The organism is Streptomyces sp. NBC_00440 (genome assembly GCF_036014215.1).
Taxonomy (GTDB): Bacteria; Actinomycetota; Actinomycetes; order Streptomycetales; family Streptomycetaceae; genus Streptomyces.
In genome coordinates this window covers 7,160,773-7,173,920 of the sequence record NZ_CP107921.1, presented here as the reverse complement: position 1 = coordinate 7,173,920, position 13,148 = coordinate 7,160,773, and the positions used below count along the sequence as shown (strand labels likewise).

The following is a 13,148-nucleotide window of genomic DNA, read 5'->3' as shown; positions in this document are numbered from 1 at the left end:
CTGCGGGCCTTCACGGGTACCGGTGTCGCGGCGGACCGCCGAGTGTCAGAGCGCGGTCATGACGTGCTTGATCCGCGTGTAGTCCTCGAATCCGTACGCCGAGAGGTCCTTGCCGTAACCGGAGAGCTTGAATCCGCCGTGCGGCATCTCCGCGGCGAGCGCCCCGTGGTTGTTGATCCACACACAGCCGAAGTCCAGGCTCCTGGACATCCGCATCGCGCGCTGGTGGTCCTTGGTCCACACCGATGAGGCGAGCGCGAAGTCGACGCCGTTGGCGTAGGCGACGGCCTGGTCCTCGGTGCTGAACGACTGGACGGTGATGACCGGGCCGAAGACCTCGTTCTGGATGATCTCGTCGTCCTGGTGCAGTCCGGAGACGACCGTGGGGGCGTAGAAGTACCCCTGGTCGCCGACCCGGTGGCCGCCCGCCTCGACCGTGGCGTGACCGGGGAGCCGGTCGATGAACCCGGTCACCTGGGCCAGCTGGTTCGCGTTGTTCAGCGGGCCGAAGAACGCGTCGGCGACCTCCGGGCCGCCGGTCCTGGTGGCTGTCGCCGCCTTGGCGAGCGCCTCGACGAACGCGTCGTGGACCGACTCGTGCACGATGACACGGGTCGCCGCCGTGCAGTCCTGGCCCGCGTTGAAGTAGCCGGCCACCGCGATGTCCTCGGCGGCCCTGGTGAGAGCTTCCCCGTCGAGGTCGTCGAAGACGACGACCGGCGCCTTGCCGCCCAGTTCCAGGTGGACCCGCTTGACGTCCTTGGCCGCCGAGGCCGCGACCTGCATGCCCGCCCGTACCGAGCCGGTGATCGCGGCCATCGCCGGGGTGGCGTGCTCGACCATCAGCCGGCCGGTCTCCCGGTCTCCGCACAGGACGTTGAACACGCCTTCGCTGTGGCCGAGTTCGGCCAGCACTCCGCCGATGATCTCCGCGACCAGGACGGTCGACGCGGGGGTGGTGTCGGACGGCTTGATGACGACCGTGTTCCCGGCCGCGAGGGCGGGAGCGAACTTCCAGACCGCCATCATCAGCGGATAGTTCCACGGCGCGACCTGCGCCACGACGCCGACCGGCTCCCGCCTGATGATCGAGGTCAGCCCCTCCATGTACTCGCCCGCCGACCGGCCCTCCAGGAGCCGGGCCGCCCCCGCGAAGAAGCGGATCTGGTCCACGACCGGCGGGATCTCGTCGTCCGTCAGCTGCGCGAGCGGCTTGCCCGTGTCGCGCGCCTCGGCCGCGATCAGCTCGGCCGCCCGCTCCTCGAAGACGTCCGCCACCCGCAGCAGCACCTTCTGGCGCGCGGCGGGGGTCGCGTCGCGCCACGCGGGGAACGCGGCGGCCGCGGCCTCCATGGCGGCGTCGACGTCGGCGGCCCCCGACAGCGCGGACGTCTCGTACACCTCTCCCGTACAGGGGTCGATCACATCGAGAGTGCGGCCGTCGGCCGCCTCCTTGAACTCACCGTTGATGTAGTTGCGCAGCATGGACACCAGCCTCACGGAATCCGCGGCCCGCGTGACCGGACAATGTGGAGCACCCGCCCCAGCCGCCCCCTACAGAACGGCACAGTCGGAGGAGCGGCACGGACGAAGGAGCCTGGTTGGAGGAGCAGGGCCCGAGGAGCACCGTCAGGACGGCACACCCGGGGCTCCGGGGCCGGACGCGCAGCCGTCGCCCGGGGTGCCCGGCGTGCTCGTCGGGGCCGGGTCCGGCGTGGGCGAGCCGGAAGGCGACGGTGACGGCGACGGGCAGTCCGGCGGTGTGCTGCCGCCGCCGCCGGGGTCGGGCGACGAGGTGTCCGGCGGTCCCGATGTGGGGCCGGACGAAGGCGAGCCGGTGCCGCCGCCCGGATCTCCCGGGGCACTCGGTGAACTGCCGGGCGGAGTCGGCGTGCCGCCGTCGGACGGGCTCGCGGACGGTGTGTGGGAGGGCGCGGGACCGATGACGATCCCGCCGCCGTGGCCCCCGTGTCCGTGCCCCTGTCCGTGTCCGTGTCCGCCGTGCTGATGCGCCTTGCCGGTCTGTGCACCGTCGTTCGCGCCGCCCGCGCCCGGGCTCCTCGGCAGGACCCCTTCGCCGTCCGGGACCGCGTGCGTCCCGTGCCGGTAGAAGGAGAGCCAGGACAGCACCAGCCTCAGATAGGCGTCGGAGTGGTTGTAGCTGAGGACGGCGCTGTCCAGACCGCCGCTGCTGCGGAGATCACGGCCCCCGGCACAGAGATAGTGTCCGGCGGCGAGCGCGGCGTCGAAGACGTTGTCGGGGTCCTTCTTGCCGTCGTGATTCCCGTCCTGCCCCCAGGCCGCCCAGGTGGACGGGATGAACTGCATCGGGCCCACCGCCCGGTCGTACGTCGCGTCACCGTCGTACGCGCCGTGGTCGGTGTCGGGGATGTGCGCGAAGCCCGAGCCGTTGAGCACCGGCCCGAGGATCGGCGCGAGGGTGGTGCCGTGCTTGTCGACCGCCCCGCCCCGCGCCTGCCCCGATTCGACCTTGCCGATAGCGGCGAGCAGCTGCCAGGGCAGCCCGCAGGCGCGGTCGCTGCGGCGCAGCTGTGCCTCGGCCGACCGGTAGGCGGCCAGCACGGTCGCCGGGATCCCCGACTGTTCGTACACCGGTCCCACGCCACTGGCATCGACCGGATTGCCCGGCGGGGGCGGAGTGACCAGCGGCGGGATCTCGGTGTGGAACGAGTTGTCCGTGGGGCCTTCGACCTGAGCGGTGGTCTCACCGGCCGGTACGGATGATCTCTTGGGCTGCGGCAGCTGATGGTGCACGAGCCCTGGCGCCTGCGAGGCCGTGAGCGCGGCCATGGCCACCGCGGCCACCGCACTGCCCCCCAGTCCCCGCCGCATCCGCCGCACGTGCCTCATATGCCGCTCCCTCATCGGAGTTCCGGAATCCCCGGGCTGGGTCACCGGGTGAAGGTGTCGATGTTCGCGATCCGCCACTTGCCGCCACCGCGCACCGCGTCCACGGCGAACATGGCCGCGGCGTAGGTCGTCCGGTCCTTCTTCGCCGCTGTGCCGGTGTTGCTCTGGTCGGCGTAGAGGAGCACGCGCGCGCGGTCGCCGTCGATCAGCTCCACACCGCTCTCGGTGACGGTGGTGGTCAGCACGAGCTTCTGCTTGGCCGCCTGCGCGCGTACGGCCGCCAGCATGTCCTTGTGCTGCTTGACGGCCTTGCCGGTGAGGAGGGTCGCCGCGGCCCGGTCGGCCTTGGCCGTGTTGGTGTAGTCGTACGAGAAGAGGGCGTTGACGGCGCTGGTGACCTGACCCTTCACCTCGGTCGTACGGGCCACGTCGCTCAGTGCGCCGTTGCTGGTCGCGGCGGAGTCGTGCAGGGCGGACGCCCGCGTCCCCGCGTAGGCGGCGAATCCGCCGAGCAGCACGGTGAGGACGGCGAGCACCACGGGCAGCCGCACCAGGGTACGGAGCCACGGGCGTGCAGCCCCGGCCGTCCCGGACGCGGCCCCGGCGCCGGACCCCGTAGCCCCGGCCTCTTCCGGTCCGGTCTCTTCCCGTTCGGCCTCTTCCGGTTCGGCCCCTACGGCTTCGGCATCCGCGACGGCACCAGGACCGGCACCGGCGCCGGGACCGGGCGCTTCGGGCTGGTCCTCCGCCGGCCGTGGCCTGACGCGTACCGGGGCCACGGCCGCCAGTCGCCGCTGCCGGTTGATGAGATGACGGGTGGTCGACATGTCGTCCTCAGCTCCTCTCCTGGGTCAGCCGGCGGTGTTGCCGACGGGTGCCTGGCCCAGGGCGCTGAGTTTCCAGCCCCCGGACGTACGCGTGAGTTCGCCGAGCAGCCGGCTCTCCTTCTCGGCCGGTTTGCCCTTCGGCGCGGTCACCGTGATCCGCAGCGCCACCATCACGCTCGCCCTGCCCGCCCGGACGTCCAGTTCGGTGACCGCGCCGGAGAGCACCCTCGCCGTGGAGACCGTCTGCGCCTGTTTGATCTGCTTCTCGAACTCTGGCCTGCCATCGGTGAGTTGCTTGTGCAGATCCCCGGTGGTCGACGCCTCCCACGCGTCGAGGCCGGTCGTCAGCTTCCGGTGGTCCAGGGTGTTCATGTTCTGTACGGCCTGCTCCCCCGCGGCCAGTACCTGGTCCCGCGACCGTGCGTACGCGGCGGAGTCGTCGTGCGCGGCGGCGTACCAGGACCACCCTCCCCAGCCCGCCGCACCCGCGGCCAGCAGCGCCAGCGCGAGCGCCACGACGGTCAGCGGATTCCTTGCCGTCCTGAGCGTCCCGAGCGTCCCGAGCGTCCTGGTTGTCCTGGGTGTCCTGCGCATGTACGTCTCCCTCAGCGGGCCGTGATGTCGGTGATCAGCCAGTTGCCGCCGCGGAGTTCGGCGGTCACCGACAGCTGCGCGGCCACCACCCCGGCCGGTCTGCCCTTGCGCTGTGCGGTCTGGTCGAGGAAGACCAGCAGTCGCGCCTCGCTGCCGGTCAGCCGGGTGACTCCGGCCCGTACCACCTGGGTCGTGAGCGTCAGCTTCTGCTCCTTCGCCCGCTTCCCGACCTGTCCGAAGAGCGCCGTGTACTGCTTCGCGGCCTTCCCCGCGAGCAGTTCGCGCGCCGACTGCGCGGTGACGTCGGTGGCCTGCGGCGTGTAGGAGAGGACCTTGCCGAGCGTGTCACTGACGTCCCCGGTGACCTGCGAAGTGGCCTCCGTGTCGGTGAGCGCGCGGTTCCCGGCGGCCGGGGTGCTCCTCAACTGGTGGGCCCTGAACAGCATCCCGGCCCCACCGAGCACCAGCAGCAGGACGGCAAGACCTGCCGCGAGCAGGGCCCGCCGGTGACCGCGACCGCTCGCCTCGGGCGTCTCCTCGTCCGGGGCGTCCGGGGCGCCCTGCGTGTCCTGCGTGTCCTGGGCGTCCACTCCTCCGACGTCCTCCACAGTGCTGCTCACGCGCCCTCCTTGCCGACCGGCACTGCGCTGAGTGCGGTGACTTTCCAGCCGTCCGGGGTGCGGGCGAGCGTGGCAGTGAAACGTTTACGGTCGGTCGTGGCCGTACCGCCCCTGGGGGTGATGGCGACCTTGACGGTGGCGATCAGCGCCGCCGTGCCCGCCCGGTCGTCGAGCGCGGTGAGCGCGGCGTCGGTGACAGTGCCGCGCGCGGAGGTGCCGGCCTTGGTGAGGGTGGTGCGGTCGGTGGCCCGGGTGGCCGCCAGCTTGTCGTGGAGCGCTCCGGTCGAGGCGTCGAGCCACTGCCGAAGCCCGCTGTCGGTGTCCTTCACATCGAGGGTGTTGAGCTGGGCGACCCGTTCGCGCCCGGCCGCCAGCGCGGCGTCCCGGGACGCCGCGTACCTCAGCGAACCGTCCTGGTGCGCCTGCCAGTACACCCACCCGGAGACCGCGCAGAAGACGACGGCCAGCGCGACGGCCACCCAGCTCAGCACCTTGGTACGGGTGGTCACGCGCCGCCTCCGAGACCGAGCAGGCCGCCCAGATCGGTGGGGCCGCCGGCGGGCAGTGCGGGCGTCCCCAGGGCGCCGGGGAGTGAGCCCGACCCTCCGGCGTCCGTGCCCAGGAGCAGGGATCCCGGCTTGGCGGGTGCCCGGAGCGGGCCGCCGCCCGGTGCGTTCGCCGAACCGCGCACTTCCTTGCCGGTACTGGGCGGGGAGGTGCAGCGGGCGCTGGTGTTGAGCTCCGAAGTGGCGCTGGTGTCCAGGCCGTTGCGGTACGTCGTCCCGCCGTACCCGGCGGTGCACGGCAGCGGCGAGAAGAAGGTGACGGCCATACCGAAACGTGCTCCCTTGGCGTTGATCGCCGTCGCCCCGGCCGCGGCCACCGCCGGCAGTTTCACCAGCAGTTCCTCCGTACCGCGCTGCCGGGTGACCGCCACGTCGGAGGTGGTCAGCAGATTGGCGACGACCACACTCAGATCCGGGTTCAGATCTCTGAGCAGTCCGCTGACCTGTGTCGCGGCCTCGGGTGTGGCCGCGATGAGCGCGCGCAGATCGGTGTCGGATTCCACCAGCTGTCCGGCAAGGCCCTTGGCGCCCCTGGCGAAGGACTTCAGCGCTTCGCCCTCCTGTGTCTGGGTGTGGAGCACCGTCTCGCCGTCGGTCATCAGCTTGGTGTCGGTGGGCAGCGCCTTGTCCGCTGCCTTGAGGAAGTCCTTGCTGCTGTCCATCAGGACCTGGAGGTCCTCGCCGCGCCCGTCGAACGCGGCGCCCGACTCGTCCACGACCGTGCGCAGCGCGTCCAGATCCACCGAGGACGTCAGGTCGTTGACGCTGGTGAGGACGTTGGTCACCGGGGCCGGGATGCTGGCGTCGGCGCGGGCGATCCGGGAGCCGTCCTCCAGGTACGGGCTGCCCGTGGCGGCCGGCCGCAGGTCGATGTACTCCTCGCCGACCGCCGACAGGTTGGCGACGGACGCCTTGAGATCGGCGGGGATGGGGGGCGCCGAGTCACTGATCCGCAGGTCGGCCTCCACCCCGTCACCGGTCAGCCGGATCGGTCCGACCCGGCCCACCGAGACGCCCCGGTAGGTGACGTTGGCGTGGGTGAAGAGGCCTCCGGTCTCCGGGAGTTCGACCTTCACCACGTAGTAGCCGCGCAGCCCGACCAGATGCCCGAGGTCGGCGTAGCGGGCGCCGAGGTAGCCGAGGACGAGCACCGCGATCAGCAGGAAGGCGATGTTCTTCAGCCGGGTGGCCCTGGTGACCATCAGTGGCCGCCTTCCGTGGACGGGGCGGTGAGGGAGGGCAGCGGCAGCGGCGGGGTGGCGGCGCCCGCCTTCCGCGACGCGGTGGCCCCGTCGGTGGTACCTCCCTGCGCGCCTCCTCCCGAAAGGGTGATCGGCGGAACGATCCGGGTCCCGGGCACGGCCGTCACATCCAGATAGACATTGAGGTAGTCGCCCTTCACGCCGCGCAGCACCTCATCGGTGAAGGGGTACGTGAAGAGCACCTGCAGCGAGTCGGGCAGGTCCTTGCCGGAGTCGGCGAGCTGCCGGAGCGTCGGCGCGAGCGCCTTGAGGTCGGCGACCATGTCGGCCTTGCTCTTGTTCACGGTGTCGACGGCGACCCCGGAGAGGGTGTCGAGCGCCTTGAGCATGGTGATCAGGGAGCCGCGCTGTTTCTCCAGCACCTTCAGCCCGGGGCTGAGCCCGGTGAGCGCCTTGCTGATCTTCTCCTTGCGGGTGGCGAGCGTCGCGGAGAGCCGGTTGACGCCGTCGAGCGCCTGGGTGATGTCGCTCTTGTGCCCGTCCAGGCTGGTCACCAGGGTGTTGACGGACTGGAGCGTGGAGCGGATCTGCGGCTCCCGGCCGCCCAGGGTCTTGTTGAGTTCGGTACTGATGGTCTTGAGCTGCTGGACGCCGCCGCCGTTGAGCAGCAGCGAGAGCGCGCCGAAGACCTCCTCGACCTCCGGGTTGCGGTTGGTGCGCGAGATCGGGATGGTCTGGCCGTCGGTGAGCCGGCCGGCCGAAGCGCCCTTGTCGGGGGCGGTGAGCTGGATGAACTTCTCGCCGAGCAGGCTGGACTGTTCGAGTTGGGCGTAGGCGTTCCGCGGCAGGCGCACCTTGCCGTTGACCCGCATGGTGACCCGCGCCGACCAGCTCCCCGGCGAGAGCGTGATCCTGGAGACCCGGCCGACGGCCACATCGTTCACCTTGACCGCGGCCTGCGGGACCAGATTCAGCACATCGCCGAAGTCCGCGGTGATCTCGTACGGGTGCGAGCCGAGGTCGGCGCCACCGGGCAGCGGCAGGTTCTCGATGCCGGAGAACGACGGCGCCGCGCAGCCGCCGAGGGCAACGGTGCAGCCGACGGCCATAGCGACCGCGGCCGCGATGCCCGTACGCGAGGTGCGGGACGTACGGGAAGCAGTGGTCCGGCTCATCGGGCGGCCCCCTTGTGTGCCGTGGGATTCGCGGCCGTCCTCGACGGGGACCCGTACACGTCACCGACCGCCGGGAGCGGCAGCGTGGGCAGCGACTTCCGCTGTGACGGCTGTATGGGGACCAGGCCGTCGAGCCCCGCGCCGGCCGGGACCCCGCCGGCGGCTCCGGTCGCCGTTCCGGCCGTGGACGCCGCGCCCGCACCGCCGAGTTGGCCGTTCATGCTGATCTCGTTGAGGTTGCCCCGGCCGTCGATGGTGCGGTGCACGGGGTCGTAGGCGTTGAGGAGGTTCCCGGCCGCGAGCGGCGCGTCATCCAGCATCTCGGCGAGCGAGGCCCGCTGTTCGACCAGCGTGTCGGTGATGGGCCGCAGCCGGCTGACGCTCTTCTTGAGGGACCCGCGGTTCTCCTCGATGAAGGTCTTCACCTGGCCGAGCGCGGTGCCCAGTTCCTTCAGGGCGGTCCCGAGATCGTCCTTGTCGTCGTTGAGGAAGCCCGAGACCGTGGCGAGCTGCTGTTCCGCCGTGTGCACCTTTCCGTCGTTGCCCTTGAGCATCGTGGTGAAGGACTGGAGGTAGGCGAGGGTGTCGAAGAGGTTGCCGCTGCTCTTGTCGAGTGTCTTGGCCGCCTTGCCGAACTGCTCGATCGAGTCGCCGATCGCCTTGCCGTTGCCCTTCAGGTTGGCCGCGCCGGTCTTGAGCAGATCGTCCAGCGCACCCTTCGAGTTGGCGCCCTTCGGCCCGAGTGCGGTGGCCAGCTGGGTGACGCTCGCGTACAGCTGGTCGACCTCGACGGGGGTGGCGTTGCGGTCCGCCGCGAGTGTGGCCCGGTCCTTGAGCTGCGGGCCGCCGGCGTACGCGGGTGACAGCTGGACGTACCGGTCGGCGACGATGCTGGGCGCGACGATCAGGGCGCGGGCGTCGGCCGGCACCTTCACGCCCTTGTCGAGGGCGAGGACCACCCGTACCTCCCGGCCCTCCGGCCGCACGGAATCGACCCGGCCCACCTTGACTCCGAGAATCCTCAGGTCGGAGCCTGCGTAGAGGCCGGTGGCCCGGTCGAAGTAGGCGGTGATCCGGTGGCCTCCCGCGCTGTCGAGGGCCATGACCCCGGTGGTGGTCACTCCCGCGACCAGGACGAGCCCGGCCCCGATCCCCACGAACCGCCTGGTGGTGTGGTTCATCGGCTGCTCCCCTGGCTCTGCCGGGGCGACACACATCCGGTGGCCGGAGGTGTGCCCGCGGGCAGGTAGTTCTTCGGGACGAGCCCGCAGATGTAGCTGTCGAACCAGCGCCCGTTGCCCAGGGTGTTGCCGACGAGCCGGTAGTAAGGACCGGCCAGGGACAGCGCCTTGTCCAGGCTCTTGCGGTTCTTCAGCAGGACGGCCGTGACCTTGTCGAGCGCGGTCAGGGTGGGCTTCAGCTGTTTGTTGTTGTCCTTGACCAGACCGGTCAGTTCCGTACCGAGGTCGGTGGTGCCGGTGAGCAGCCGGCGGATGGAGTCCCGGCGGTTCTGGATCTCGCCGAGCAGCAGGTTGCCGTCCTTGAGGAGGGCGTCGAAGCTGCTGTTCTTGTCGGAGAGGGTCTTGGTGAGCTGTTTGCTGCCCTTGAGCAGCTTGGCCAGTTCGGCGTCGCGCTGCGAGACCGTCCGCGACAGCGCGGAGAGGCCGGTCGCCGCGTTCTTCACGTCGGGGGGCGAGTCCTTGAAGGTGTCCGAGATCGTCTCGAAGCTCTTCGCGAGCTGCTTGGTGTCGAGGTCGCCGATGGTGTCGCTGAGTCCGCTGAATGCCTGGGTGACGTCGTACGGCGATGTGGTGCGGCTCAGCGGGATCCGGTCCGACGGGTTCTGCGGCCCGGTGCCGACCGGGTCGAGTGCCAGGTACTTGTCGCCGAGCAGCGTCTTGATGGCGATGGCCGCCGTGCTGGAGTTCCCGACCCAGGCGTCCTTGACCTTGAAGGTCACCTTCACCTTGGCGCCGTCGAGCGCGACCGCTTTCACCTGGCCGACCCTGACTCCGGCGATCCGTACCTCGTCGCCGGGGCCGATCCCCGCCGACTCGGTGAAGTCGGCGGTGTACGTGGTGCCGCCGCCGATGAAGGGCAGCGAGTCGGCGCGGTAGGCGGCGAGCCCGATCAGGGCGAGCACCAGCAGTCCGACCACGCTCACGGCGACCGGGTTGCGCTCCCGTACGGGCTTGAGCCGCGGGAGCCGCAGGCGGGGCGCGTTCATCCCTGGCACCTCGATTCGGTGACCGCGATGCCGGTGGGCGGCTTGCTGCCGTCCGATGTGGTCACGCCCGTCACGCGGGCCTCGCAGAGATAGAGGTTGAGCCACGATCCGTAGGAGGCGAGCCGGGTGACGGCCTGCATCTTGGCGGGTGTGTTCCGCAGGAAGTCCTGGAGCTGCGGGGTGCCGTCGCCCAACTGCTTCGACACCCTGCCGAGTTCGCTGATGTCCTTCTTCAGCGGCGCCCGGCCGTCCTGGAGCAGTCCGGCGGTCGAGGTCGTCAGTGCGCCCATCGCGGTGATCGCGTCCCCGAGGGGCTTGCGGTCCCCGGCGAAGCCGGTGACGAGCTGCTGGAGGGTGACGACGAGGTCGTTGAAGTCCGACTCCCGGTCGTTGACCGTCGTCAGTACCGTGTTGAGGTTCTTGATGACCTGGCCGATGACCTTGTCCTTGGCGGCGACCGTGGTGGTCAGCGATCCGACGTGCTGGAGCAGGCTGTCGACGGTGCCGCCCTCGCCCTGGAGCACCTGCACGATGGAGTTGGCGAGCTGGTTCATCTCGGCCGGGGCCAGCCCCTGGAGGAGCGGCTGGAACCCGTTGAACAGCTCGGTGAGGTCCAGGGCCGGTGTGGTGTGCGAGAGCTGGATGGTGTCGCCGGGCGGGAAGTGCTTCCCGACGGGCCCGGTGCCCTGCTCCAGGTCGACGTACCGCTGGCCGACCATGTTGAGGTACTTGATCGACGCGGTCACCGAAGCGGGCAGGGCGCGCCCCTTGTCCACCGCGAAGCGCACCTCGGCGAGCCGCCGGTCGGCGACCTTCACGGACTCGACCTGGCCGACCTTCACCCCGGCGATCCGTACGCTGTCCCCGGCGATCAGCCCGGTAGCGTCGGTGAAGCGCGCCCGGTAGGAGACGGTGTCGCCGACATCCGTGTTGGCGATGCTCAGCCCGAGTACCACGGTGGCCAGCGAGGTCACCAGGACGAAGACCAGGGACTTGACGAGCGGAGCCGTCAGGCTGCGGCGCTTCACTTGAGCTTCACCTCCGCACCGCGGAAGACCGGGCCGGCCAGCAGGCTGCTCCAGTCGGGAAGGGACTGCGCCGAAGCCTTCGCGCCGGGGGCAAGGAGTTCGTTGACGAGCTGGTTCTCCTGGGGCGAGTTGGGCAGCCCGAGGCTGTCCGACTTCTTCGCGCCGGTGGCTGCGGTCGGCACGGTCTTGCCGATGTAGGGGACGGAGTAGCAGTGCGGCCCGCCGCTCGCAGTGTAGGACGGGGCGTCCCGGCCCGGTGTGTACTTCCCGAGTGAGGGGACGGAGACGAGGCTGACATGCAGTCCCGGCTCGTCCGTTCCCTTGCCGAGTGCCTTGTCCATGGCGGGGACGAAGCCCGCCAGGGTGCTCAGGATGCAGGGGAATTCGGGGGCGTACTTCGCGAGGAGTTCCAGGGTGGGCCGGCCGGTCGCGGAGAGCCGGATGATGTTGTCCTTGTTCTGCTGGAGGAAGGCCGTGACGTCCTGGGCGGTTCTGGTGGTGGTGCCGTACAGGCCCGCCAGTTCGGCCTGCTTCTCGGCGAGCGTCGAGCTGGTGGTGGTGAAGTCGGTGAGCGCGCTGAGGATGTCGGGCGCCGCGTCGGAGTAGACCTTGGTGACCTTCACCAGTTCCGCGATGTCCCGGTTGAGCGTGGGCAGTTGAGGGTTGAGCTTCCTCAGGTAGGTGTCGAGGGTGACGAAGGTGTCGCCGAGCTGCTGCCCCCGGCCGCTCAGGGCCTGCGAGACGGCGGTCAGCGTGGCGGAGAGCTTCTGCGGCTCGACCGCGGTGAGCAGCGGCAGCACATGGTCGAGCACCTGCTCCAGCTCGATGGCGTTGCGCGAGCGGTCCTGCGGGATGGTGTCGCCCGCCTTCAGCGCGCGGGTGGACGCGTGGGCCGGGGGTACGAGTGCGACGTACCGCTCACCGAACAGTGTCGTCGGCAGCATCTGCGCGGTGACGTCGGAGGGGACCTGGCCCAGCTTGTCCGGCTGGATGGCGAGGGTGAGCCGGGCGCCGCCGCCGTCCGAGCTGATGCCGCGCACCTGCCCGATGACGACACCGCGCAGCTTCACATCGGCGTTGAGGTGCATCTCGCTGCCGACGGTGTCGGTGTCCACCCGGACCGTCGCCGAGTCGGTGAAGTCCTTCTGGTACACGGCGATCGACAGCCAGATCAGCAGGGCGGGGACCACGATGAAGACCACGCCGGCGAGCCTGCGCCGTACGGTCCGCGCGTTCATCCGGCCACCTTCACCGTCGTGGTGGCGCCCCAGATGGCGAGGGAGAGGAAGAAGTCGGTGACGCTGATGAGCACGATGGCGTTGCGCACCGAACGGCCGACCGCCACCCCGACCCCGGCGGGGCCGCCGGTGGCGCGGAACCCGTAGTAGCAGTGGGCCAGGATCACCAGCACGCTGAAGATCAGCACTTTGAGCACCGAGAGCAGGACGTCGTCCGGGGAGAGGAACAGGTTGAAGTAGTGGTCGTAGGTGCCGGACGACTGCCCCTTGAAGAGGACGGTCACCAGACGGGACGCGACGTACGAGCTGAGCAGCCCCATCGCGTACAGCGGGATGATCGCGACGACCCCGGCGATGATCCGGGTGGTGACGAGGTACGGCATGGAGCGCACCCCCATCGCTTCGAGGGCGTCCACCTCCTCGTTGATGCGCATCGCGCCGAGCTGTGCGGTGAAGCCCGCGCCGACGGTCGCGGAGAGGGCGAGTCCGGCCACCAGCGGGGCGATCTCGCGGGTGTTGAAGTACGCGGAGATGAACCCGGTGAAGGCGGCGGTGCCGATCTGGTTGAGCGCGGCGTATCCCTGGAGGCCGACGACCGTCCCCGTGAAGAGGGTCATGCCGACCATCACGCCGATGGTGCCGCCGATCACCCCGAGGCCCCCGCTGCCGAAGGCGACCTCGGCGAGCAGCCGCTGGACCTCTCTGATGTAGCGGCGCAGGGTGCGCGGGACCCAGATGAGCGCCCGTACGTAGAAGACGAGTTGGTCGCCGGAGCGGTCGAGCCAGCCGAGCATGGACAT

Annotated in this window: 13 protein-coding genes; all 13 read right to left on the bottom strand. The window is 70.4% G+C overall.

Annotation, left to right across the window (positions count from 1 at the left end; translation table 11 throughout):
* Window positions 1-45: 45 nt before the first annotated feature.
* Complete coding sequence (locus tag OHB13_RS31980) at window positions 46-1,485, bottom strand: gamma-aminobutyraldehyde dehydrogenase (RefSeq protein WP_328379398.1); 1,440 nt, start codon at window positions 1,483-1,485, stop codon at window positions 46-48.
* Window positions 1,486-1,629: 144 nt separating this feature from the next.
* A complete protein-coding gene (locus tag OHB13_RS31975) occupies window positions 1,630-2,871 on the bottom strand; it encodes a lytic transglycosylase domain-containing protein (protein WP_328379397.1) in 1,242 nt (413 codons plus the stop codon).
* A gap of 41 nt (window positions 2,872-2,912) precedes the next feature.
* Window positions 2,913-3,698 carry a hypothetical protein gene (locus OHB13_RS31970; RefSeq protein ID WP_328379396.1) on the bottom strand — a complete coding sequence of 262 codons (786 nt, stop codon included), beginning with the start codon at window positions 3,696-3,698 and terminating at the stop codon, window positions 2,913-2,915.
* Window positions 3,699-3,722: 24 nt separating this feature from the next.
* Window positions 3,723-4,292: a hypothetical protein gene (locus OHB13_RS31965; RefSeq protein WP_328379395.1), complete on the bottom strand. Its 570-nt coding sequence runs from the start codon at window positions 4,290-4,292 to the stop codon at window positions 3,723-3,725.
* A gap of 11 nt (window positions 4,293-4,303) precedes the next feature.
* Window positions 4,304-4,912 (bottom strand): hypothetical protein, encoded by a 609-nt coding sequence (locus OHB13_RS31960; protein WP_328379394.1) that lies wholly within the window; start codon window positions 4,910-4,912, stop codon window positions 4,304-4,306.
* Entirely contained in the window at window positions 4,909-5,421 is a 513-nt protein-coding gene (locus OHB13_RS31955) for a hypothetical protein (protein WP_266851220.1), read from the bottom strand. The genes OHB13_RS31960 and OHB13_RS31955 overlap by 4 nt, the downstream gene beginning before the upstream one ends.
* A complete protein-coding gene (locus tag OHB13_RS31950) occupies window positions 5,418-6,680 on the bottom strand; it encodes an MlaD family protein (RefSeq protein WP_266851221.1) in 1,263 nt (420 codons plus the stop codon). Before OHB13_RS31950 ends, OHB13_RS31955 begins: the two co-directional genes overlap by 4 nt.
* The gene (locus OHB13_RS31945; protein WP_405754464.1) at window positions 6,680-7,855 is read right to left on the bottom strand and encodes an MCE family protein; all 1,176 of its coding nucleotides are present in this window, start codon (window positions 7,853-7,855) and stop codon (window positions 6,680-6,682) included. Before OHB13_RS31945 ends, OHB13_RS31950 begins: the two co-directional genes overlap by 1 nt.
* Window positions 7,852-9,036: an MCE family protein gene (locus OHB13_RS31940; RefSeq protein ID WP_328379393.1), complete on the bottom strand. Its 1,185-nt coding sequence runs from the start codon at window positions 9,034-9,036 to the stop codon at window positions 7,852-7,854. Before OHB13_RS31940 ends, OHB13_RS31945 begins: the two co-directional genes overlap by 4 nt.
* Window positions 9,033-10,082 (bottom strand): MCE family protein, encoded by a 1,050-nt coding sequence (locus OHB13_RS31935; protein WP_266851223.1) that lies wholly within the window; start codon window positions 10,080-10,082, stop codon window positions 9,033-9,035. The genes OHB13_RS31940 and OHB13_RS31935 overlap by 4 nt, the downstream gene beginning before the upstream one ends.
* A complete protein-coding gene (locus tag OHB13_RS31930) occupies window positions 10,079-11,110 on the bottom strand; it encodes an MCE family protein (RefSeq protein ID WP_328379392.1) in 1,032 nt (343 codons plus the stop codon). Before OHB13_RS31930 ends, OHB13_RS31935 begins: the two co-directional genes overlap by 4 nt.
* Window positions 11,107-12,348, bottom strand: a complete 1,242-nt coding sequence (locus OHB13_RS31925) for an MCE family protein (RefSeq protein ID WP_328379391.1) — start codon at window positions 12,346-12,348, stop codon at window positions 11,107-11,109. The genes OHB13_RS31930 and OHB13_RS31925 overlap by 4 nt, the downstream gene beginning before the upstream one ends.
* Window positions 12,345-13,148: an MlaE family ABC transporter permease gene (locus OHB13_RS31920; RefSeq protein WP_328379390.1), complete on the bottom strand. Its 804-nt coding sequence runs from the start codon at window positions 13,146-13,148 to the stop codon at window positions 12,345-12,347. The genes OHB13_RS31925 and OHB13_RS31920 overlap by 4 nt, the downstream gene beginning before the upstream one ends.